At 68.5% G+C, this 21,003-nt stretch carries 14 protein-coding genes, 1 pseudogene and 1 riboswitch; of the genes and pseudogenes, 8 read left to right on the top strand and 7 right to left on the bottom strand.

What is annotated here, in order from left to right:
• Nucleotides 1-15: 15 nt before the first annotated feature.
• The 3 genes from C8E99_RS10870 to C8E99_RS10860 all read left to right on the top strand — a co-directional run bounded on the left by C8E99_RS10870 (nucleotide 16) and on the right by C8E99_RS10860 (nucleotide 3,053).
• Nucleotides 16-612 carry a sigma-70 family RNA polymerase sigma factor gene (locus C8E99_RS10870; RefSeq protein WP_115932303.1) on the top strand — a complete coding sequence of 199 codons (597 nt, stop codon included), beginning with the start codon at nucleotides 16-18 and terminating at the stop codon, nucleotides 610-612.
• Nucleotides 609-1,439, top strand: a complete 831-nt coding sequence (locus C8E99_RS10865; RefSeq protein WP_115932302.1) for an anti-sigma factor — start codon at nucleotides 609-611, stop codon at nucleotides 1,437-1,439. The genes C8E99_RS10870 and C8E99_RS10865 overlap by 4 nt, the downstream gene beginning before the upstream one ends.
• A 54-nt stretch (nucleotides 1,440-1,493) precedes the next feature.
• A riboswitch (SAM riboswitch) is annotated at nucleotides 1,494-1,585 on the top strand.
• A gap of 64 nt (nucleotides 1,586-1,649) precedes the next feature.
• The gene (locus C8E99_RS10860; protein ID WP_281269081.1) at nucleotides 1,650-3,053 is read left to right on the top strand and encodes an LLM class flavin-dependent oxidoreductase; all 1,404 of its coding nucleotides are present in this window, start codon (nucleotides 1,650-1,652) and stop codon (nucleotides 3,051-3,053) included.
• Nucleotides 3,054-3,267: 214 nt separating this feature from the next.
• Here C8E99_RS10860 and C8E99_RS16055 read toward each other — a convergent pair whose 3' ends face one another.
• Nucleotides 3,268-3,789: a YtxH domain-containing protein gene (locus C8E99_RS16055; RefSeq protein ID WP_211309031.1), complete on the bottom strand. Its 522-nt coding sequence runs from the start codon at nucleotides 3,787-3,789 to the stop codon at nucleotides 3,268-3,270.
• A 227-nt stretch (nucleotides 3,790-4,016) separates the two neighbouring features.
• Here C8E99_RS16055 and C8E99_RS10850 point away from each other — a divergent pair, with 227 nt between their 5' ends.
• Nucleotides 4,017-5,114 carry a winged helix DNA-binding domain-containing protein gene (locus tag C8E99_RS10850; protein ID WP_170144584.1) on the top strand — a complete coding sequence of 366 codons (1,098 nt, stop codon included), beginning with the start codon at nucleotides 4,017-4,019 and terminating at the stop codon, nucleotides 5,112-5,114.
• 57 nt (nucleotides 5,115-5,171) lie between these two features.
• Here C8E99_RS10850 and C8E99_RS10845 read toward each other — a convergent pair whose 3' ends face one another.
• Nucleotides 5,172-6,560, bottom strand: a complete 1,389-nt coding sequence (locus tag C8E99_RS10845) for an NAD(P)-dependent malic enzyme (protein ID WP_115932300.1) — start codon at nucleotides 6,558-6,560, stop codon at nucleotides 5,172-5,174.
• 159 nt (nucleotides 6,561-6,719) lie between these two features.
• On the bottom strand, nucleotides 6,720-9,419 hold the full coding sequence (locus C8E99_RS10840; RefSeq protein WP_245952261.1) for an HAD-IC family P-type ATPase: 2,700 nt from the start codon (nucleotides 9,417-9,419) through the stop codon (nucleotides 6,720-6,722).
• 352 nt (nucleotides 9,420-9,771) lie between these two features.
• Here C8E99_RS10840 and C8E99_RS10835 point away from each other — a divergent pair, with 352 nt between their 5' ends.
• Nucleotides 9,772-14,085 carry a LamG-like jellyroll fold domain-containing protein gene (locus C8E99_RS10835; protein WP_115932299.1) on the top strand — a complete coding sequence of 1,438 codons (4,314 nt, stop codon included), beginning with the start codon at nucleotides 9,772-9,774 and terminating at the stop codon, nucleotides 14,083-14,085.
• A 109-nt stretch (nucleotides 14,086-14,194) separates the two neighbouring features.
• Here C8E99_RS10835 and C8E99_RS10830 read toward each other — a convergent pair whose 3' ends face one another.
• The 4 genes from C8E99_RS10830 to C8E99_RS10815 form a co-directional block, all read right to left on the bottom strand.
• A complete protein-coding gene (locus C8E99_RS10830) occupies nucleotides 14,195-15,298 on the bottom strand; it encodes an NAD(P)-dependent alcohol dehydrogenase (protein WP_211309030.1) in 1,104 nt (367 codons plus the stop codon).
• A complete protein-coding gene (locus C8E99_RS10825) occupies nucleotides 15,295-16,818 on the bottom strand; it encodes an aldehyde dehydrogenase family protein (protein WP_115932298.1) in 1,524 nt (507 codons plus the stop codon). The genes C8E99_RS10830 and C8E99_RS10825 overlap by 4 nt, the downstream gene beginning before the upstream one ends.
• A gap of 42 nt (nucleotides 16,819-16,860) precedes the next feature.
• On the bottom strand, nucleotides 16,861-18,462 hold the full coding sequence (locus C8E99_RS10820; RefSeq protein WP_211309029.1) for an FAD-binding oxidoreductase: 1,602 nt from the start codon (nucleotides 18,460-18,462) through the stop codon (nucleotides 16,861-16,863).
• Nucleotides 18,463-18,588: 126 nt separating this feature from the next.
• Nucleotides 18,589-19,596 (bottom strand): AraC family transcriptional regulator, encoded by a 1,008-nt coding sequence (locus C8E99_RS10815; RefSeq protein WP_115932297.1) that lies wholly within the window; start codon nucleotides 19,594-19,596, stop codon nucleotides 18,589-18,591.
• Between the two features lie 90 nt (nucleotides 19,597-19,686).
• On the opposite strand from C8E99_RS10815, the gene C8E99_RS10810 reads away from it, so the two are divergent.
• The 3 genes and pseudogenes from C8E99_RS10810 to C8E99_RS16240 all read left to right on the top strand — a co-directional run.
• A complete protein-coding gene (locus C8E99_RS10810) occupies nucleotides 19,687-20,115 on the top strand; it encodes a CoA-binding protein (protein WP_115932296.1) in 429 nt (142 codons plus the stop codon).
• A 38-nt stretch (nucleotides 20,116-20,153) separates the two neighbouring features.
• Complete coding sequence (locus tag C8E99_RS10805) at nucleotides 20,154-20,474, top strand: putative quinol monooxygenase (protein WP_115932295.1); 321 nt, start codon at nucleotides 20,154-20,156, stop codon at nucleotides 20,472-20,474.
• A gap of 100 nt (nucleotides 20,475-20,574) precedes the next feature.
• A pseudogene (locus C8E99_RS16240) lies at nucleotides 20,575-20,883 on the top strand (DUF952 domain-containing protein); the annotation flags it as partial.
• Between the last annotated feature and the right edge of the window lie 120 nt (nucleotides 20,884-21,003).

Raw genomic sequence — 21,003 nt, 5'->3', positions numbered from 1 at the left:
GGATAGGGTGGAGCCATGACGAGCACCGCAGGCACCGGCCCCGGCCGCAGCGCCGCGCGCGAGCGGGACGCCCATCTCGTCGGCCTGCTCCGGCGCAGCGCCACCGGAGACCAGGAGGCCTTCGCCGCGTTCTATGACGCCGTGGCCCCCTCGGCCTACGGCCTGGCGCGGAAGATCGTGCGGGACGCGGACCTCGCGGCCGATGTCACCCAGGAGGCCCTCGTGGATGTGTGGCGCTCTGCCGAGCGCTTCGACCCGGACCGTGGATCAGTGGTCGGCTGGGTCTGCTCGATCACCCACCGCCGGGCCGTCGACCTGATCCGCTCCACCCAGTCCAGCCGGAACCGGGAGGAACGGGCCGGGGTGGCCGGGTTCGAGCGGGACCGGGACGACGCCGCCGAGGCCCTGGAATCGGCGGAGGACCGGGATCGCGTGACGGAATGCCTCGGCACGCTGACCGGCCTGGAATATGAAGCGGTGACGCAGGCCTACTACGGCGGACTGACCTACCGGCAGGTCGCTGAACGACTCGGGGCCAAACTGGCCACCGTGAAATCCCGGATGCGCAGTGCGCTCCAACGACTACAGGACTGTTTGGGGGTGGGAGCATGACGAACGAAAACGACAACGACAACGAGAATGCGGTCGACGCCGAGTTGCTCGCCGCCTGGGCCCTGGACGCCGTGGACGAGGATGAGCGCCGCGCCATCGAGCAGCAGCTCCGCTCAGACCCCGTGCTCCGCGCCCGGGCCGATGCCCTCAACAGCACCGTCGCCCGCCTGGCGGTGAGCACACCGGCCGAGCCTCCCGCCGACCTGCGGGACCGTGTCCTCTCGGCCGTGGCAGGGCACGGCCAGGACGCCCGGCCTGCTGCGGATGGCGACGTCTCGCCCCTGGCGGGACACGGCACTACCGGATCCAGCGCTGGCGCCGAACGAGCCGGCGTCGCCGATCTGGACGGCCACCGTGCCCGACGCCGGCCGGCCGCGCGCCGCTGGTGGGTGGGGGCGGTCTCGGCCGCCGCAGCCGCCGCCGTCGCCGTGGCCGTGGTGGTGAGCCAGCCGTGGGCCCCCACGGGCGGCGTGACCGAGGGCGATCAGCTCACGGCGATCGAACAGATCTTGCAGGTGGACGGGGCCGAGCGGCTGGAGTCCCCGGTGACCGGCGGAGGTGAGATCGAGGTGGCCCGCGCCCCGTCCGGTGAGACCGTGCTGGCCGCGCGGGGCCTGCCGGAACCCGCGGAGGGCCGCGACTACCAGATGTGGACGATCCAGGGCGAGACGGCGCCCCGGCCGGCGGGACTGCTGGAGGTCCAGGACGGCCTCGCCCTCGTGCGGATGCAGGACGTTCCGGTGGATGCGGCGCTCGCCGTCACCGTGGAACCGGCCGGAGGGTCCGAGGCGCCGACCACGGATCCGATCGTGGTCCTCGCCGGGTGACTCCGCGTGAACCTCGGTTGGGGTCGCGCCCGGAGGTGTGGTGCAATCGATGGGTACCCATCCAGAGCGGCCGAGAGATCTGGCTCGATGACGCCGCAGCAACCACCGGGCAACCGGACAGGTGCTACCGCCAGGACCGATGGAAGGAGCACCACCGTGTCTGTCCCCAGCAACGAGAACGCCCATGGATCGAACGATCTCCCCGAGGGCGTGCCCACCACCGCCGCCGGCAAGCGCGAGATCCTCTTCAACGCCTTCGACATGAACTGCGTGGCGCACCAGTCACCGGGCTTGTGGCGCCACCCCGAGGACCGCGCCCGCGACTACAACACCCTGGGCTACTGGACTGGACTGGCCCAGACCCTGGAGCAGGGCTTGTTCGACGGCCTGTTCATCGCCGACGTCCTCGGACCCTATGACGTCTACGGCTCCTCCGACGAGGCCACCCTCAAGGCCGGCACCCAGGTGCCGGTCAACGACCCGATGCTCGTGGTCCCGCCGATGGCCGCCGTCACCGAGCACCTGGCCTTCGGGGTCACCGCGGGCACCGCCTACGAGCACCCGTACCCGTTCGCCCGCCGCCTGGCCACCCTGGACCACCTGACCGAGGGCCGCGTGGGCTGGAACGTGGTGACCGGCTACCTGCCCTCCGCTGCCATCAACATGGGTCAGGAAGACCAGATGGAGCACGACGAGCGGTACAACCACGCCGACGAATACCTCGATGTGGTCTACAAGCTCCTTGAGGGCTCCTGGGAGGACGACGCGGTCGTCAACGACAAGGAGTCCGGGATCTTCATCGACCCGTCCAAGGTCCACCGGATCGAGCACGAGGGTACGTACTTCAAGACCCCCGGCATCGCATTCACCGAGCCCAGCCCGCAGCGGACCCCGGTCATCTACCAGGCCGGCGCCTCCACCCGCGGGCGGGCCTTCGCCGGCAAGCACGCCGAGGCCGTGTTCATCAACTCGCCCACGGATGACCTGATCAAGGGCACCACCGCGAAGATCCGCCAGGCGTTGGTCGAGTCCGGCCGCAATCCCTACGACGTCCGCGTGATGTCCATGCAGACCATCGTCACGGGCACCACCGACGAGGAGGCGCGGGCCAAGTACGAGGAGCTGACGCGGTACATCGACGTCGAGGGCGGACTGGTGCTGATGTCCGGCTGGATGGGCATCAACCTCGCCGAGTTCGAGCTCGACGAGCCGATCGGGGACGTGCAGTCCAACGCCATCCAGTCCGCCGTGGAGACCTTCAAGAAGGCCTCCGGCGACGACTCGATCGAGTGGACCGTGCGCAAGCTCGCCGAGTGGTGCGGAGTGGGCGGGTTCGGCCCGGTCATCGTCGGCTCCGGTGCGACCGTGGCCCGTGAGCTCACCCGGATCCAGGACGAGACCGACGTGGACGGCTTCAACCTCGCCTACCACATCACCCCGGGCACCTTCGAGGACATCGTCGAGTTCGTGGTGCCCGAACTGCAGCAGCTCGGCCGCTACAAGACCGAATACGCAGAGGGCACCATGCGCCACAAGCTCTTCGGCCGCGGAGACCACCTGCCGCAGAACCACTACGGTTCATCCTTCACCCTGCGGAACCGCGCCGCCGTCTGAGAGGTGCCGGGGCCGGCGTCGGGCCGATCGTCAGCCCGAGCCCGCCCCAGCCCGTTGAGTCTGGAGGGATTCACGCCCTGGGTGTCCTTTGGCGTGAATCCCTCCAGACTCAACCGTGAGGGCAGCCGAGACCGTGGCGGCAACCGGGTATGCAGGAACCCCGGCCCCCTGAAGCGGGGACCGGGGTTCCGGTGCGTGGTGGGACGGTGTCGGGTCAGGAGCGTCCGGGTCCGCCGCCCTCGGTCTCGAGGGACTGAGACGGGTCGGAGACCACGTCTCCGGAGGCGCCCTTGACGTTGGTGTTCCCGCTTGAGGCATTCGCATCGGAGCCGGTGGCCGGGGTGTCGGAATCATTGGTGACGGACTTGTCACCGGAGGCGTGCTTGCCGGCGGACTTGTCCGCGGCGGATGAGGCCCTGTCAGCCAGGTCCTGGGCCGCGGCGGAACCCTTGTCGGCCATGGTGTGGGCGGCGCTGTTGGCCTTCTCGGACAGTCCAGGCGCCTTGTCCTTCAGGGCATCCGTGGCCTTGTCCGCCAGGCCGGCCGCCTTGTTCGCCACCACGGGCGCCTGGTCCTTCACGGCGGTGGTGGCCTTCTGCACCTGGTCCTGGGTCTTCGGGTCATTCCAGAAGCTCTGCGCGTTCTTGGCGAACTTGTCGAGGTTCTTGCGCCCTTCGCGGCTGCCCAGGAGGTATCCGAGGGCCGCGCCGATGCCGAGGGTGATCAATCGTTTCATGTCGTCTCCTTTGTGGCGTCTGCCCGTGGCGGGGTGACCGCTCGGGTATGTCCCGAGTCTTCACCGCGGGCGGAGTCAGGTCAATCGGTGCACAGCCCGGCACCGGGGGATTCACAGCTTTTCCTCAGGCATGGCGCCGAGTCCGAGGGGGAGCGGCGCTGCTGTTCGGACGCCGTGGCACACTGTCCCCAGCGCCCGTGGCACACTTTCCCCAGCGAAGGAGGGGCATGCTGATTCTCAGCTCCGAACAGGTGGCACGGATGCGGCTGGTCTCCCAGGGGCTGTTCGATCCGCTGCCCACTGCCACCGAGGCGGCGCGGCGGCTGACGTGCACCCAGGGCCAGGACTGTCCGGGGTCCACCGTGTCCCTGGCCCTGCGCAGCGCAGGTCGGTCCACCGCGGCGGTCCGCGAGGCCTACGATGCGGGGAGCATCGTCCGGTCCTGGCCGATGCGAGGCACCCTGTTCGCCGTGGCGGCCAAGGACCTCGGCTGGATCCTGGACCTCACCGCGGCCCAGACATTGAAGGCGAGCGAACGGCGCCGCCAAGAGCTCGGCCTGGACACGGGCGTCCTCGAACGGGCCGAGGCTGTGGCCGTCCACGCTCTCGCCGGCCCGGGGCTGACCCGTTCCGGGCTCCTGGCCCAGTTCACCCAGGAGGGACTGGCCGTGGACGAGGGCCGCGGGTACCACCTGATCTTCTTCCTCGCCCTACGCGGGGTGCTGTGTTTCGGCCCCACCGAGGGACGGGGACAACGCATCATGCTGGCCGCCGAGTGGATCGGCTCTGCACGGGCTCCGGGCGCCGCGCCAGGTCGGCTGCCCGGTCAGGAACGAGACCGGGAGGACGGGGTCCGCGACCTGCTGCTGCGCTACCTGCGCTCCCATGGCCCGGCCACCGTGGAGGACTTCTGCTGGTGGTCCAAGATCGGCAAGACCCAGGCCCGGGTTGCACTGGCGGACCTCCAACCGGACCTGCTGTCCGCGGACGTGGACGGGCGGGAGCACTGGATGTCCCCGGATCTTCCGGACCGGCACGCAGAGCGGGCCCGCGCCACCGCCGCCCCGATACTGCTGCCTGGATTCGACGAGATCGTTCTCGGCTACCAGGACCGCTCCGCGGTGCTGACCAGGGACGAGGAGGCGCTCGTGGTCCCCGGGCGCAATGGAGTGTTCAAGGGCACGGTGCTGCACCGCGGCCATGCCGTGGGGACCTGGAAGAAGTCCACCCGGCGTGGCCAGCCGGTCGAGGTCACGGCGTTCGGAGAGCTGCCCGGCCCGGTGGCCAGGGCGGCCCCCCGCCTCAGCGCCGCGCTGCCGGTCTGACACCGCGGGCCCCGACCGGAAGAACCGGCCGGGGCCCGCGCGTCGGGAAACGGGTGCTCAGCTCCGTGGGGTGGCGACCTCGGCCACGGCCGCGGCCACCCGGAGAGAGACCTCCGGGTCGAAGACCGAGGGGATGATGAAGCTCGGGTTCAGCTCCTCGTCCGTGATGGTCCCGGCGATGGCCTCGGCGGCGACCACCAGCATCTCGTCGGTGATGTCCGAGGCCCCGGCATCCAGCAGCCCGCGGAAGAACCCCGGGAAGGCCAGCACGTTGTTGATCTGGTTCGGGAAGTCCGAGCGGCCGGTGGCCACGATCGCGGCGTGCTTCGATGCGATGGCCGGGTGTACCTCCGGATCCGGGTTGGACATGGCGAACACGATCGAGTCCTCGTTCATGGCGGCCACATCTGCCTCGTCCAGCAGGTTCGGGGCGGAGACGCCGATGAAGACGTCGCGACCGACCACAGCCTCCTTGAGGGAGCCGGAGAAGCCCTCCTCATTCGTGTTGTCCGCGAGCCACTGGCGGTTGGCGTCGGCATGCTGGGAGCCGCGCTCGATGATCCCGGCTCGGCCGGCGGCCACGATGTGGCGGGCGCCGGAGGCCTTCAGGAGCTTGATGATGGCGGTACCGGCAGCGCCGACTCCGGCCACGGCGATCGTGACGTCCTCGATCTTCTTGCCGGTGAGTTTCAGGGCGTTGGTGAGGGCCGCCTGGACCACGATCGCGGTGCCGTGCTGGTCGTCATGGAACACGGGGATGTCCAGTTCCTCGCGCAGCCGGGCCTCGATCTCGAAGCAGCGCGGGGCGGAGATGTCCTCGAGGTTGATGCCGCCGTAGGCTGGGGCGATGGCCTTGACGATGCTGATGATCTCCTCGGTGTCCTTGGTGTCCAGCGCCACCGGCCAGGCATCCACGCCGGCGAATTGCTTGAACAGGGCGGCCTTGCCCTCCATGACGGGCATGGCGGCCTCCGGGCCGATGTCCCCCAGGCCGAGCACGGCGGTACCGTCCGTCACCACGGCCACGGTGTTCTTCTTGATGGTGTACAGGCGGGCCAGGTCCTTGTCCTCGGCGATCGCCTTGCACACCCGGGCCACGCCCGGGGTGTAGGCGCGGGAGAGATCGTCCCGGGTGCGCAGCGGCACGCGCAGGGTGGTCTCGATCTTGCCGCCCTCGTGCAGCTGGAAGGTCTGGTCCGTGACCTCATGGACGGTGATGCCCTCGAGCGCGTCCACGGCCTCGCGGACGCGCTCGGCATGGGCCGCGTCCACCGTGTCACAGCCGACGGCCACAGTCATGAACCGGTGGTGCGACTCGATCACGTCCAGGCCGGTCACGGCGGCACCGGTGCCGGCAACGGCCGTGGCGATGTCAGAGGTCGCGGTGAAGGACACGGGGGTCTCGACGCGCAGGGAAATGGAATAGCCGGGGCTGGGTGCTGCCATGGGGATGCTCCTTGGAATCGGGATCCGAACGGTTGCTGGACGGGTCGCCATCATCGCCGCCGCGGCGGCACGGCTGGCAAGCTACTGAGTGTAGCGGCGGAGGGCTTCTACCGGGCAGTACGCGGCGTAATGTTCGCCCTCGTCAGCGGGTTCGTGACGTCACGGTGAGGTGGCCGGCGCGGCGTGGCGCCGTCGGTGGAACTGGTGAATCCCCTCGAGCAGGACGCAGGCGACCGCACCGATCGTCACGGCGGCGAGGGTCAGGTCCACGGGCGGGATATCGAACTGGTGGAACTCGCGTGACGCGGGGATCAGCAGGACGAGCAGCAGCAGGGCGTACATCGCGGCCACGAGGGACAGCTTCCACTTCGTCAGCGGCCGGGAGATGAGGTTCAGCACCCACAGGCCCATGAGCGTCAGGGTGATCACGGAGGCGGTCTGCACCTGTTGCAGGGACACCTCTCCCACGGCGTCGGCCGGCCCCGTGGCTCCGCCCGAGAAGCCGGCGAACCAGTGTGCGTACCCGTTGACGGCCAGCAGCCCGGCGAGGATGACGAGGCCGGAGGGAATTGCGAACCGCAGGGCGCGTCCGAGGAACCCGGGGACGTAACGGCGCTGGTTCGGCACCAGGGCCAGGAAGAAGGTCGGCAGGCCGATCATGAGGAAGTCGACGGTGGAGGCCTGGCGCGGCAGCAGCGGGTACTGCCAGGCCAGCAGGGAGAAGACCACCCCGAACAGCACGGCATAGGCCGTCTTCGTCAGATACATGTGCGCCAGCTGCTCCATGTTGGCGATGACCTGCCGGCCCTCTGCCAGTACCGAGGGCAGGCGGGAGAACCTGCTGTCCAGCAGCACCATGCGGGAGACCGCCTTGGTGGCCGGTGCCCCGTTGCCCATAGCGATCCCCAGGTCCGCCGTCTTCAGGGCCAGGGCGTCGTTGATGCCGTCCCCGGTCATGGCCACCACATGGCCGTCCTGCTGGAGGGCGCTGACCATGCCCTTCTTCTGCTCGGGAGAGACCCGGCCGAACACGGAGTGCCCTTGCAGCACCACCCGGCGCTCCTCGGGATCGGAGGGCAGGTCCCGGGCGTCATAACCGTCCCCCTGGACGTCCATGCCGACCTCGCGGGCCACCGCGGCGACGGTCCGGGGATGGTCTCCGGAGATGACCTTCAGCTCGACGTCCTGCTCGCGGAAGTACTCGAGCGTCTCACGGGCGTCATCGCGCACTTTCTCGCGGAAGGTCAGCAGTGCCACGGCTTCCAGCGCGGGCGGCAGGTCCCGGCCCTTGTCAAACCAGGTCCCGACGCCGGCCGGTTCCGTGGAGCGGCACAGCACCATGGTGCGCAGCCCCCGGCTGGTGGTCTCCTGGCACAGCGCCTCGATGTGCGCGCGCCGGTCCGCGTCGAGTCCGTTGCCGGACGCCGGGAGCAGGACCTCCGGGGCACCCAGGACCCAGGCCCCGTGCACCGCATCGCCGCGCGAGATATCCCGGCCGGCGCCGGCGCCGGCGTCGTGCAGGGGTGTGGGGCCGAAGGCCACGGCGGACCAGCGCCGCTCCGAGGCGAAGGGCACCTGGTCCGTGGGCGCCACGGTGGGCTGTGCGGGGTAGGCCTCCGCGAGGGCCAGTGCGGTGGGGTTGGCGTTCGCGTCGGCGCCGAACCAGCCCAGGACCAGTGACCCGGCGGAACGGAGGTCGTCCGCGCCGGACGGGGTGGACTGGCCGTGCTGGCCGTGGTGCGTGGCGGGGGTGAGGTCCGTGGAACCGTCGAAGACGATCCGACCCTCGGTGAGGGTGCCCGTCTTGTCCAGGCACACCGTGTCCACCCGGGCCAGGATCTCGACCGCCGGCTGCTCCTGGATGAGCACCTCTTGACGGGCCAGCTTGAGGGCGGCCACGGCGAAGGAGATGGTGGTCATCAGGGCCAGGCCCTGCGGGATCATCGAGGTGATCGCGGCGACAGAAGCGACCACGGCCGGTTCGATCGCGTCCTGCTCCAGGGCACGTGCCCAGCCGCCCACGGCCTGGACCTGGCCATTGACGATCAACGCCGCGATGGGCACCAGCGCGATGGTCAGCCAGGTGGCCACCGTGTCCAGCGCGCCGCGGAGCTCGGAGGGGATCTTGGAGAACCGGCGGGCCTCGATGGCCAGACGCGAGGCATGGGAGTCCGATCCGACGGCCGTGACCCGGATCAACCCCGTCCCGGAGAGGACCGCGGATCCGGAGAGGACGGCATCACCGGGGAGCTTGCCCACCGCATCGGCCTCGCCGGTCAGCAAGGACTCGTCGATGTCCAGGCCGTCGGCGGACAGCACCACCCCGTCCGCGGGGACCTGGTCGCCGCGGCGCAGCACCACCGCGTCGTCCAGCACGATCTCCTCGAGCCGAACGGGGTGCTCGGTGCCGTCCCGGAGCACGTGGGCGTCGTCCTGGTGGAGCAGGGCTATGGCATCGAGTTTGCGCTTGGCCGAGTACTCCTGGATCACGCCGATGACCACGTTGGCCACGGCGGCCAGACAGAACACGAGGTCGAACCAGCGGCCCAGCACGATGATGGCCACGGCGCAGGTGGCGATCGCCAGATTGAACAGCGTCAGGATGTGGACGCGCAGGATGGTCCAGATGGACCGGGAGGTGTCCCGCGGCTGACGGTTGACGAGCCCCTTCTCCTCGCGTTCGGCGACGTCGGCCGGCGCCAGGCCGCGCACCGTGAGAACGGCATCCTGGGGGCGAGGGAGCGGCGCATGGCCCCGGCGGTGCAGGTGCAGGTGGCGCTGATGGTCCGGATGCTCCGGATCATCCGGCAGGCCGGCTCCGTGGCTCACCGGTTCGGTGGTGGTCTCCACCATGCTCATGATTCTCCCCTTGGCAACGCAGGGCAATGGACGGCGATATCCGCCTCACGCCCTGCCGATGTAATCCGGTGCGATTCCCCCGAACCCGTTCAACCTACTGCCCCGCCCGAGGCCGAACATCCCACCGGGGGACTATTCCGGGCCGGTTCCGGGTCCATCTCAGGGGTGGCTCAGGGTGGACCCGAGTGGCTCGGGGTGGCTCGGGGATTCTTCGGTGGGCGTTCCGGTTCACGGTCTTGGTTTCCGTCGTTCACACAGGAAGCGGCTGGCGTTCAACACCGCTCCATACCGTCTGAGGGTCATCACCTCTCTGCTGCCTCCGGGGCGGCACCCCTCAACAGAAGAATGGATCATGACCGCTAAGCGCTTGCCACTCGCTGTCCTCGCCCTGTCCGTCGGCCTGACCTCCACCGGTGCGCTCATGCCGGTCGCGGCTGCCTCCGCTGCTCCCGTCGCACCGGCGGTGAGCAATGCCACCGCAGCCGTGGCCGCCCCAGACGCCGACCTGCTCGACGTGACGTTCGAGGACGGCACCCCCGCGGATGCCGCCCAGGGCCGAGAGGCCGTGATCACGGGTGACCCCGAGATCGGCGTGGACGGTTCACTGGCCCGCTTCACCGGGGTCTTCGACGGGGACGACGCCTACGCCTACGCGCTGACCGAGGCGGACTACGGCCAGCTGGCGGACGGCTTCACCGTGGAGTGCAACTTCAAGCGGGACGCGGCCACCACCGGAGAGGACACTCTGTGCGGCAACAAGGAGGCCGGCGGCTTCGCCATGGTGGTCAAGGAGGACCGGGCCGCCTTCATGATCCATGCCGAGGGTGGTTACACCTTCGCCTGGGCGGACATCGACGCTGACACCTGGTACCACGCCGCCGGCGTGTACGACGGCAAGACCATCAAGCTCTACCTGGACGGCGAGCTGGCCGCTGAGGCCGAGGCCGGTGGGCCCATGACCGTCCCCGCGAACGAGAACGCCCACGCGGTGGTGCTGGGCGCGGACAGCGGCAACGGTGCTCCCGGTCAGTTCTCCACCGCCTCTATTGACGCGGCCCGGCTGTACAGCTCGCCGGCCTCGGCTGACCAGGTCGCCGCGCTGAACGCCGAGTTCGCCGTGGAGGTCGAGGCCCCCGAGGCAGACGTCTTCAACGTGGACTTCGCCGACGGCACCTCGGCCGAAACGGCCCAGGACCTGCCCGCCACCACGCACGGCGCCCCGGTGATCGGTACTGACCCGGCCCTCGGCCGCAACACGGCTGCCTTTGACGGCGATGACGCCCTCCTGTATCCCTTCGGCGACCAGTACGCCACGCTCGGCGACTCCATGACCGTGGAGTGCGTGTTCCGTTATGACGGCCCCCTGCCGACCTCCGGGGAGACGAACCTCTGCGCCAACAAGGAGGCCGGCGGGTTCTCCATGACCATGTATGCCCACAAGCTGACCTTCGCGGTCAACACCGGCAGCTACCACAACGCTGGCATCGAGATCGAGCCGAACGAGTGGTACCACGCCGTGGGCGTCTTCGACGGAGGCACGAAGACCGTCAAGCTCTATGTCAATGGCGAGCTCGTGGCCGAGAACCCCACCGCCAACGCCGAGATCAAGTGGCCGCCGAACGCCAAGGCCCACAACATGGTGCTCGGCGCCGACGCCTCCAACGGGGGCAGCCAGTTCCATGCCAACGCGACGATCGCCTCCGCCCGAGTCTTCGGTGACTCCCTGGATGCCCAACAGATCGCAGCCCTGAACATCGAGGCTTTCGACGGACTGCGTGACCAGGTCGCCGAGCTGGCCGGGACCACCCCGGCGGCCGGGTCCGAGATGACCCGGGCCACCGAGTTCACGGCCGAGTGGGCCAACCCCGGCCTCGTCGCCGCGGGCACCTCCTACACGCTCGACGGCGAGCCGATCGAGCCCGGCCAGGTCATCGGTTCCGGCATGGCGGCAGGCGAGCACACCATCGCGATCGAGGGCAAGACCGTCTTCGGACTGCCGATCTCCGAGTCGGTCACCTTCACGTCCGGCTCCATCCCGGTGGGCGGCGGCACCGAGACCGGGCAGGGCAACGGCAAGGTCTCGCTGTCCGCCCGGGCTGTGAATCCCGACGGCGGCGACGTCACCACCACCTTCTACGGCGGCCGCGCGGACGTCGCCCAGGGCGGCTTCCAGGGGCTCGTGGACGGGACCCCGACCACGCTCGAGTTCGACTACACGGAGGACACGGGCCTCGAGGGGGCCGGGGACAGCCTGAGCGCCACTGCCGGGCAGATGCCGTTCCAGCGCTTCGACGTCGAGGTCGGTGAAGCCGCGGAGGGCCAGTCGGTGCGCTGGGCCGGAACCGTGGACCCGAGCCGCCAGGTCAACCTGCTGGTGTGGAACACGGCGAGCGAGACCTGGGACGAGCTGGCCTCCGGACGCGGGCTCAATGAGAGCGAACTCGTGCTGTCCGGTGCACTGGGAGCCGAGCACCTGGACGAGGCTGGCCAGGCTTCGGTCCTGGTCCTGGGCGAGGATCCCTTCGCCGATGACCTGGAGAACGAGGTCGCCGACTCCTTCGAGGATCCGGCCGACTACGATTTCTCGCTCGCGCACTTCACCGACACGCAGTACCTCGCCGAGGGCGCTGCGGAGGATGCCTACTCCGAGGAGCAGCAGGCGGTCTGGGCGGACGCCTACACCTCCGTGGCCGAGTGGATCGTCGCCAACGCCGAGGAGAAGAAGATCGACTACGTCGCCCACACCGGCGACATCATGGAGAACTGGCACACCGGCAGCCCGCGGGCCGATGAAGAGGAGTACCGCGAGATCGCCGTCGAGGAGTTCGAGTTCGTCTCCCAGGCCCAGAAGATCCTGGACGACTCCGAGATCCCCAACGGGGTGACCCCGGGCAACCATGACAACCGCTCCGGCATGGACGTGGGCCCGGACAACCTCTACAACCAGTACTTCGGCCCCGAGCGCTACGAGGCCCTCGAGCAGACTCAGGGCTGGAAGGACGCCAATGCGTCCTACACGCCGTGGAAGGAGGGGGACAATGACAACCACTACGACCTGTTCTCCGCCGGTGGCCTGGACTTCGTCGCTGTCTATCTTGGCTACGACGTCACCGATGAGGAGATCGCCTGGGCCAGTGAGGTCCTGGACCAGTACTCGGACCGCAACGCCATGATCATGACCCATGCCCAGCGCAAGCCGAGCACCAATCCGGATGGCCGTGGCGCGACCTTCTCCCACGACGGGGCCAAGATCGACGAGGGCCTGCTCCAGAAGCACAGCAACATCTTCCTCGCGCTCTCCGGGCACGAGCACGGCGTGGACATCGAGGTGCGCAAGGACGTCGGCACCGAGGGCAACAACGTGGTCGAGCTGCTGGCCGATTACCAGTTCTATACGGTCTCGGCCGAGGAGCTGGGTCTGACCGGCGTTGACGGCCGCTCCGCCACGGACATGCTCCAGTTCGGCTCCAGCTTCTTCCGGTTGCTGCAGATCGACGTGGACAACGCGGAGATGGCCGTGGACACCTACTCGCCGCTGCTGGACAACTTCGGGGCGACCGAGTATGACGACCGCAATCGCTACAACGGCACCGAGGATGACACCCGGCTGCCGATCCAGCTGGAGACCCGCAAGACCTCCTTCGCCACCAACCAGGTCATGGTCACGACGCCGACCGATGAGGAGATCGGCGAGGCCACGGCCAAGTCCGGTTGGCCGGCGACGATCGAGTGGGCCGGCCTGACGGAGGGCGAGACCTACGCCTGGTACGCCACCAGCCGCGATGCCGAGACCGGCGAGGACCTGGCTGCGGGTGAGACCGAGCAGATGGGCGTCTTCACCGCCGTGGCCGCGGGTACCGACACCGTTGCCCCGGAACTGACCGTTCCGGAAGCAGTCACCCTCACGGTGGGTGAGGACTTCGATCCTCTGGCCGGGGTGTCGGCGACCGACAACACCGATGGAGATGTGACGGCGTCGGTGCAGGTCATCGGCTCGGTGGACACCTCCACCGCCGGGGCGTACACCCTGACCTACGTGGCTGAGGACGCCAACGGGAACCAGGCCATCGCCTCCCGGGCCGTCGTGGTGGAAGAGGCCGATCAGCCGGAGCAGCCGGAGCCGGTGGAGGACTTCACGGACAACCCGGAGGGTTCGCAGTTCTATGCGCCGGTCCGGTGGATGCAGGAGCAGGGCATCACGACGGGGTACACGGACGGCACGTACCGCAAGGGCAAGGACATCTCCCGTGGCGAATCGGTGGCCTTCATCCACCGGTACATCGATCCGGAGACCACCGGCGGTACCGAGGACTTCACCGATATCACGGAGTCGAACGTGTTCTTCGATGAGATCGTCTGGGCGGCCAACGCCGGCGTGACCAAGGGGTACGCGGATGGCAAGTTCCTCCCGTACGACAGGGTGACCCGTGGTGAGTTCGCCTCGTTCCTGTTCCGTGCGGTGGAGCCGGAGGCGGGCGAGTGGGATGAGTCCTTCTCGGACGTGGCGGAGTCGCACCCGCACCATGAGGCAATCTCGTGGCTGGCCTCGGCCGGGGTCTCGACCGGGTACAAGGACGGCACATACAAGCCGAATGACACGATCACCCGTGGCGAGGTCGCCGCACTGATGCAGCGCTACGCGACCGAGGTCGCCGACCAGGGCTGATCAGCCAGCAACACTGAGCACGACGCCGGCCTCCACCCGATCGTGGACCGGTGCCGTTCCGTGGCCCCGCACCTCTCCAACAGAGGGGCGGGGCCACGGCCCGTTTCCGTCAGGGAAGGAGCACGGGTTTGATCGTGCGGCCGGCGGACATGTCCTCCACAGCGGTATTGATGTCCGCCAGCGGATAGGTCCTCACCAGCCGCTCCACGGGGAAGCGGCCCTGCTCGGCCAAGGCCAGGATGGCCGGGACCAAGGACTGGATCTCGGCGTCGCCGATCGTCAGGCCGTGGATCTTGCGGCCCGGGAGCATGAAGTTCACGTCCACCTTGACCGACTGCCCGAAGGGCGGGGCGCCCACGATGGCCACCTCTCCCTGACCGCGGGTGCACTGCACGGCTTGCTCCAGGACCTTGGTGATGCCGGTGGCCTCGACCACCCCATGGGCTCCGCCGCCGGTGGCCTCCTGGATGCTGGCGACCACGTCGTCGACCCGGCTCGGATTGATGGTGTGTGTTGCCCCGAGTTCCCGGGCCAATTCGAGGCGTTCATCCACCAGGTCCACCGCCACGATCCGAGTGGCCGGGGACAACGCCGCAGCGATGACCGCGGCGAGACCCACGGTGCCGACGCCGAAGACGACCAGGCTGTGGCCGGGACCCGGTTGCAGGGCATTCCACACCGCCCCCGCACCGGTCTGGACACCGCAGGCCAAGGGGGCCAACTGCTCCCAGGGCAAGTCCGTGGAGATCTTGACGACATTGCGCTCCTCGGCGATGGCCGCCGTCGCGAACGACGACTGGGCGAAGAAGTGCCCGCCGATCGCCTTCCCGGCCCGGGTGAGCGGGGATGAACCGTCCACACGCTGCCCACCGAGCAGGTTGTCCGGAAGCCACCGGACGCAATAGGCGGGATGGCCGCCACGGCAGCCCTCGCAGTGGCCACAGGAGGTGAAGGACAGCACGACCCGGTCCCCGGGAGACACCGAGGTCACGGCTGCCCCGACCTGACGGACGAGACCCGCCCCCTCATGTCCGAGCACGCCGGGCAGCGGGAAGGGAAGCGCCCCGGAAGCCACGGTGAGGTCCGTGTGGCAGAGACCGGCAGCCTTGATGTCCACCAGGATCTCGTGGTCCTGGAGCGCGCCGAGCTCCACGTCCTGGAGGGTGAACGGGGCGCCCCCGGCTTCGGTGACTGCTGCGGTGATGGTGGTCATGATGCGTCCTGACCGGTGCTGGCCGTGCCGCTGGTGGTGGTGAGCTCGGGGTCCGGTTCGATCGCGATGATGACCGACTTGGTACGGGTGTAGGCCTCGAGCTGCTCGGGTCCGTTCTCCCGTCCCCAGCCGGAGGACTTGACGCCGCCGAAGGGCAGAGCCGGGTCGAGCATGCCCCACGCATTGACCCAGATGATGCCGGCCTCCAGGGCATCGGCCACCCGGTGCGCCCGGGAGATGTTCCCCGTCTGGATGCCCGAGGCCAAACCGTAGTCCGTGCTGTTGGCCAGCTCGATGGCTTCCTGCTCGGTATCGAACGGCTGGACGGTCAGGACTGGACCGAACACCTCCTGTTGAACGGCCTCGGCGGAGTTCGCGACGTCGGCCAGCACGGTCGGGCGGTAGAAGAACCCGCCGTTGATCTCGGCTGGCTCGCCACCGGTCACCACGCGAGCCCCGGTGGCCTTGGCCTGCTCGACGGCGTCCGCGACCTTCTCCAGCTGGCGGCGGTTCGCCAGCGGCCCGATCACGGTGCCCGGGTCCCGCGGATCACCGAAGGGTACGTGGGGTACCGCTCCGGCCAAAGCCTCGAGCACCTGGTCGTAGACAGAGCGTTCCACCAACAGCCGGGGGCCGCCCATGCAGAACTGGCCGGTGTTGAAGACGAATGCCGAGATGGTGGTTTCGACCGCCTTGGCCAGGTCGGCGTCCGCGAAGATGATGTTGGCGGCGTTGCCACCCAGTTCTGCGGTGATGGGATGCAGGGCCTGGCCGGCCACGGCGGCGACGTGTGCGCCGGTCTGGGTGGAACCGGTGAAGGCCACCTTGGCCACCTGGGGGTGTGCAGTGAGGTGGTCGCCGAGATCCGTGCCGTAGCCGGTGACGACGTTGTAGACGCCGTCCGGGACGCCGGCCTCGGTCAACAACCGAGCCGTCAGCAGTGCGGAGAGTGGGGTGTCCTCGGCCGGCTTGTGTACCACGGTGTTCCCGGCGGCCAGGGCCACTGCGATCTTCGAGGTGGAGAGAATGAGCGGGAAGTTGAACGGAGTGATGGCCGCGACCACGCCGAGCGGTTCTCGCTGGGTGTAGGCGTGGGCCGGCAGCGGCGTACGGCGCACCGCACCGTCCAGATTCTGGGCCAGCGAGGCGGCGTACTCGTAGGTGTCCGCAGCGGTATTGACGTCCACTGCCCGGGCCAGGCTGATGGGCTTGCCCACGTCCAGGCTCTCCACCTGCGCGATCTCCTCCGCGTGTTCACGGAACAGGTGCGCCACCCGGATCAGCACCCGGGACCGTTCGCGGCCGGATAGTTGCGACCAGATGCCGCTGCGGAAAGCGGTGTGGGCAGCTTCCACGGCGAGGTCGAGGTCTGCGGTGGTTCCGGCCGGCGTGGTGGCGATCTGCTGGCCCGTGGCGGGATCCAGCACGGCGATCGTGGTGGAACCCGAGCTGGGAGCGGGCCCGCCGTTGATGTAGTGCTGCGCCTCGCGCAGGTGCTCGGGGAGACGGTACTCGGTCATGGTGTGGGCCTTTCTGGAAGGACGGAACGAGGGAGTTGCTGGTCAGCGGGGAAGGTGGTGGCCGGCGTCGCGGTAGCGGGCTCCCCAGATGCCGGACTTGCCGGGGGCCATGATGGAATTCGGGTCCAGGGCGTCCTTGATGCGCTCGTGGAAGCGCAGCAGGGCGTTGTCATTGAAGTCGAAGGTGTCCATGACTTGGTCCATGAGCGCCAGGTGCGTGCGGTACTCCCCGTAGCCGTTCTCGGCTCCCTCTTCCACGAGCTTGCGGCCGAGTGCCATGACCTGCTCGCGCTGGTCGGCGTCAGCGGAGTCGTAGAGGAACAGGCAGATGTGGTGCATCTCGCGCAGACCGACGGCGAACTGGGCGGCGTAGTCGGGCCCGTACTCGTAGGAGCGGTTGCGGACCATCTCGAACTGCTTCTGAGCCTCAGCCCCGTCCGGCTCTGAGATCGGGGAGAAACCGATATGGGCGCCGTTGGGGACCCACTCGAGAATCTGCTGCTCCTTGATGGAGGGGATTCCCTGGTTGATCTCGTGACGGTCGTGCAGAACGTGGGAGCCGGGGGTGTCCTCGGCCCGGTCCTGGGTGGTGAAGAACCGTGATCCCTTGACCGCAGAGAAGGCGTTCTTGATCATCCCCAAGAACAACTCGATCTGCTCTGGTGGGCCGTAGACCGTGGCGTAGAGGTTCCAGTAGCCCAGGTCCAGCTCGTCCTTCATCCGCTGGATGACCTCGGGGGTCAACGGGCCGCCCTCGGGCAGCCAATGGGTGCGCTTCGTCTGTGCCGCTGCGTCGAGGACGATGTTGCGCAGGACCGGCACGCTCTGCAGCGGAGCCATCCCGATGCGCAGCGGGAGCATGATGTCCACGATCTGGGCGAGGTCCTCCTCCTGCTCGAAGGTGATGACGAAGGTCTCGGCCGCCGGCGGTGCAGGCATGAGGGCGATGCCCATCTTGGTGACGATGCCGAAGTTCGACTGGGAGAACAGCCCGTCCGGGTAGGGGCCGAAGCCGTAGGCGAACAGTTGCCACGTCTTGGCCGTGCTCATGGCGCCCATGCCGGTGCGGAGGAGGTCCCCGTCCGGCAGGACCACCTCCAGGCCGGTCTGCCAGGACCAGTGATCGCCGTAGGGCGTGTAGCCGACCCCGCGGTCCAGGGCGTTGCCGACCACAGAACCCCAGCCGAGGTCCGGAACGTCGATCCACAGGTTGTAGCCCTGTTCCTGGATGTGGTTGTAGAGGTCGAAATAGGTGACGCCGGGTTCGATCAGGGCATAGGCGTATTTCTCATTCACCTCGATGATCTTGTTCATCCGGCGTGAGGTGTGAACCACCACCGTGCCGGCCAGGCGCGGTGCGGCGCCACCGTAGCCCAGGTTCTTTCCGGTGGCGACCGGGGACAAGGGGATCCGGTGTTCATTGGCGATCCGCACCAGTTCCTGGACGTCCTCCGTCGTCTCCGGGAACACCACGGCACCCGGCCGGAAGTCGTCCGCGGACGTGGTGGGGAAGGGGTCGTCGAACTCCGTCAGGGCCTCCGGTTCGGAGATGACATGCTCCGCGCCCAGGAGGATGCGGAACTTCTGCAGGGCGGCGTCGAACTCTTCGACGGGAACATCTGCGGGCACAATGCGGTCCATCATGGGCTCCTTGGTCCGAGGGAGCAAGGCCCCCGTGGAAGGTGATGTAGCTCATGCTCTGATGGCGTCATCGGTGTCACAAGAGGTTCCTGCGCAATATGGATAGGAACGGGGTGCCCTCGGCGTTCTTCAGGAGGAGCGGGCCAGTGTCTCCGAAGGGGATTCCCCGAAGGTCTGCGCAAAATGGATGGCGAATCGGCCCGCGTGGTGGAAGCCCCAGCGTTCCGCGATCGCGGCCACGCGTGTCCCGGGAGGGCTGGATGCAAGATCCTGGCGGGCGCAGTCAAGCCGGATTCGGCGAAGGGCTGCCACGGGCGTGGTGTCCAGGTGTTTTCGGAACCCTGCCTGCAGGGAGCGGACGCTGACGCCCGCGGCACGGGCCATATCCTCCACACTGTGGGGCTGGCTCGCGTTGGCGTGCATGAACTCCAGGGCCGTTTTGATGGCTTCCGGGGGCTCAGTCGGTGCCGGCGTGTGTAAGAGGTGACTGTGATTGTGGCGAGCAGCCAGGAGCAGGCCGCGTGCTACCGCCTGGGTCAGAGGTTCGGACAGGAGCGGATGGGTGGAGATGGGGGAAGTGGGGTCCAATCCCTGGGCCAAGGCCTGCACAGTGGCACGCCAGGCCTGCCCTCCTGGGGAGGCCAGGTCCAAATCGCCATCGAAGTGAAGGGGCTCGTTGACCGGCATGCCGGTCAGGGCCTCAAACTCTTGCTCCAGGGCCACCCGAGGGATCTTGAGGCCGACCACGCGCGCGGGATGGCTCCAGCCTTGCATCCTCGTCTCCTCCGAGAGGCCATGAACGGCCGCGCGGCGGTTGTTGATCTGAACGGTTTGGTTGGCGTACCCCATGGACACCGAGCCGAAGGCTGTGAAGTTGATCTGATAGGAGTCCTCCAGGGGCGGAGTCCTGACGCTGACCGGATGGCCGTACTCGAGCAACCCCAAGGTGAGGTTCGGCAGGTGTATCGCCTTCAGGTCCATGCGGAACCGACGCGTGCGGGAGTCCAGACGGATGCGGTGCGGATGGTAGACGTCGCCGCCCACGGACATGGCCTGGTCGGGATCTGTGGTGTCAATGTCGATGGTCCGGGGCGATGAGGCTCCCGCACTGGACGTGAGTTCCGGCGAGGACAACATGACCCCAGAGTCTAGAGCGGCAGTGCTGTGGATCACAGGGGGTGGGGCGCAAGGCTTGGGGCTTCTTGCCGGTCTGCGTACCGTGGGCCCATGGCACACACCAACGATCGGGCGACCATCCGCAGGCTGTTGACGAACCGTGGGGCCCGCTGGGCCGTCGTCGGGCTCACGCCGAACCCGCGCCGCGCCGCCGTCGGAGTGGCGAAGTTCTTGAGGGATGAGCAGGGGATGGAGATCATCCCCGTCAACCTCGGCGCGCAGGAGGTCCACGGAGAGCGGGGCTACCGGGCGCTGGCGGACATCCCCGGCACGGTCGACGTGGTCGACTGCTTCGTGAACTCGCAGAAGGTCGGGGCGATCGTGGACCAGGCCATCGAGATCGGGGCGAAGGCGGTCTGGCTCCAACTCGGGGTGATCGATGAGGCGGCGGCTCAGCGTGCGGCGGACGCCGGACTGGACGTGGTCATGGACACCTGCCCGGTGATCGAGGTCCGGAAGGATCCGTCCCTGAAGAGCTGAGTGCTGACGCTGTCCGCCGGGCTGGATAGGCTGGACCCATGATCTTCATCGTGGTCAAGTACCAAGTCAAGCCCGAATACACCGACACCTTCCTGGACTCGGTCGCCGAGTTCACGTCCGCTACCCGCGCCGAGGAGGGCAACCTCTGGTTCGAGTGGTCCCGCAGCGTGGAGGACCCGAACGAGTTCGTCCTGGTCGAGGCCTTCAAGGATGGTGCTGGAGAAGCCCACGTCACCTCCGACCATTTCGCCGCTGGGCTGGAGTCCATGCGTCCGCTCTTGGCCGCCACCCCCCAGATCGTCAGCCGTCAGATCGAGGGCGAGGGCTGGGACGAGATGGGCGAGCTGCAGGTCGGCTGACTCGCCCCGGTGAGGGCGCCTGGTAGTTCTCCCCTGCCAGCACCGATGCGAGGGCTGGGGACCGGAGACGGATAACAGCGTTTCTGCCACACTGGGCCCCATGCCCATTCAGCACATTGCCGCAGCCGCCGACTGGGAACGGGCGGTGGACATCGGCTTCTATGACCGGTCCACCCGCGGTGCGTCTATCGAGAAGGTCGGTTTCCTCCACGCCAGCGCCGGTCCGCGCCAGGTCGCCCTGGTCCTGGATGCTGTCTATGCCGACGTCACCGAGCCGCTGGTCCTGTTGACCATGCACGAGGAGACCCTGCACGGGGCCGGTCTGCGGGTGGTTCTCGAGCCCGGAGTACCCGCGGACCCCGGCGGGGAGTGGTTCCCCCACGTCTATGGCGGGCCGATCCCGGTGGGTGCGGTGGCCGGCGTCGAGCAGATCGACCGGCCCCGGCCGCGAGCCGAGCAGGACCGCGTGGTCACGGGCAGCACCACAGGCGTGCCCGCGGGGGCGGGCTCCCGGCCGGGCTCCGGGGTG

The sequence above is a fragment of the Citricoccus muralis genome (assembly GCF_003386075.1).
In the GTDB taxonomy this organism is placed as follows: domain Bacteria; phylum Actinomycetota; class Actinomycetes; order Actinomycetales; family Micrococcaceae; genus Citricoccus; species Citricoccus muralis.
This window is presented reverse-complemented; position numbering and strand designations above follow the sequence as displayed.

Coding starts and splice junctions, on each gene's coding strand:
- C8E99_RS10865 (WP_115932302.1), top strand. CDS start 609: ATGACGAACGAAAACGACAACGACAACGAGAATGCGGTCGACGCCGAG.
- C8E99_RS10815 (WP_115932297.1), bottom strand. CDS start 19,596: ATGTTGTCCTCGCCGGAACTCACGTCCAGTGCGGGAGCCTCATCGCCC.
- C8E99_RS10830 (WP_211309030.1), bottom strand. CDS start 15,298: ATGACCACCATCACCGCAGCAGTCACCGAAGCCGGGGGCGCCCCGTTC.
- C8E99_RS10835 (WP_115932299.1), top strand. CDS start 9,772: ATGACCGCTAAGCGCTTGCCACTCGCTGTCCTCGCCCTGTCCGTCGGC.
- C8E99_RS10810 (WP_115932296.1), top strand. CDS start 19,687: ATGGCACACACCAACGATCGGGCGACCATCCGCAGGCTGTTGACGAAC.
- C8E99_RS10825 (WP_115932298.1), bottom strand. CDS start 16,818: ATGACCGAGTACCGTCTCCCCGAGCACCTGCGCGAGGCGCAGCACTAC.
- C8E99_RS10805 (WP_115932295.1), top strand. CDS start 20,154: ATGATCTTCATCGTGGTCAAGTACCAAGTCAAGCCCGAATACACCGAC.
- C8E99_RS10845 (WP_115932300.1), bottom strand. CDS start 6,560: ATGGCAGCACCCAGCCCCGGCTATTCCATTTCCCTGCGCGTCGAGACC.
- C8E99_RS10850 (WP_170144584.1), top strand. CDS start 4,017: ATGCTGATTCTCAGCTCCGAACAGGTGGCACGGATGCGGCTGGTCTCC.
- C8E99_RS10870 (WP_115932303.1), top strand. CDS start 16: ATGACGAGCACCGCAGGCACCGGCCCCGGCCGCAGCGCCGCGCGCGAG.
- C8E99_RS10820 (WP_211309029.1), bottom strand. CDS start 18,462: ATGATGGACCGCATTGTGCCCGCAGATGTTCCCGTCGAAGAGTTCGAC.
- C8E99_RS16055 (WP_211309031.1), bottom strand. CDS start 3,789: ATGAAACGATTGATCACCCTCGGCATCGGCGCGGCCCTCGGATACCTC.
- C8E99_RS10840 (WP_245952261.1), bottom strand. CDS start 9,419: ATGAGCATGGTGGAGACCACCACCGAACCGGTGAGCCACGGAGCCGGC.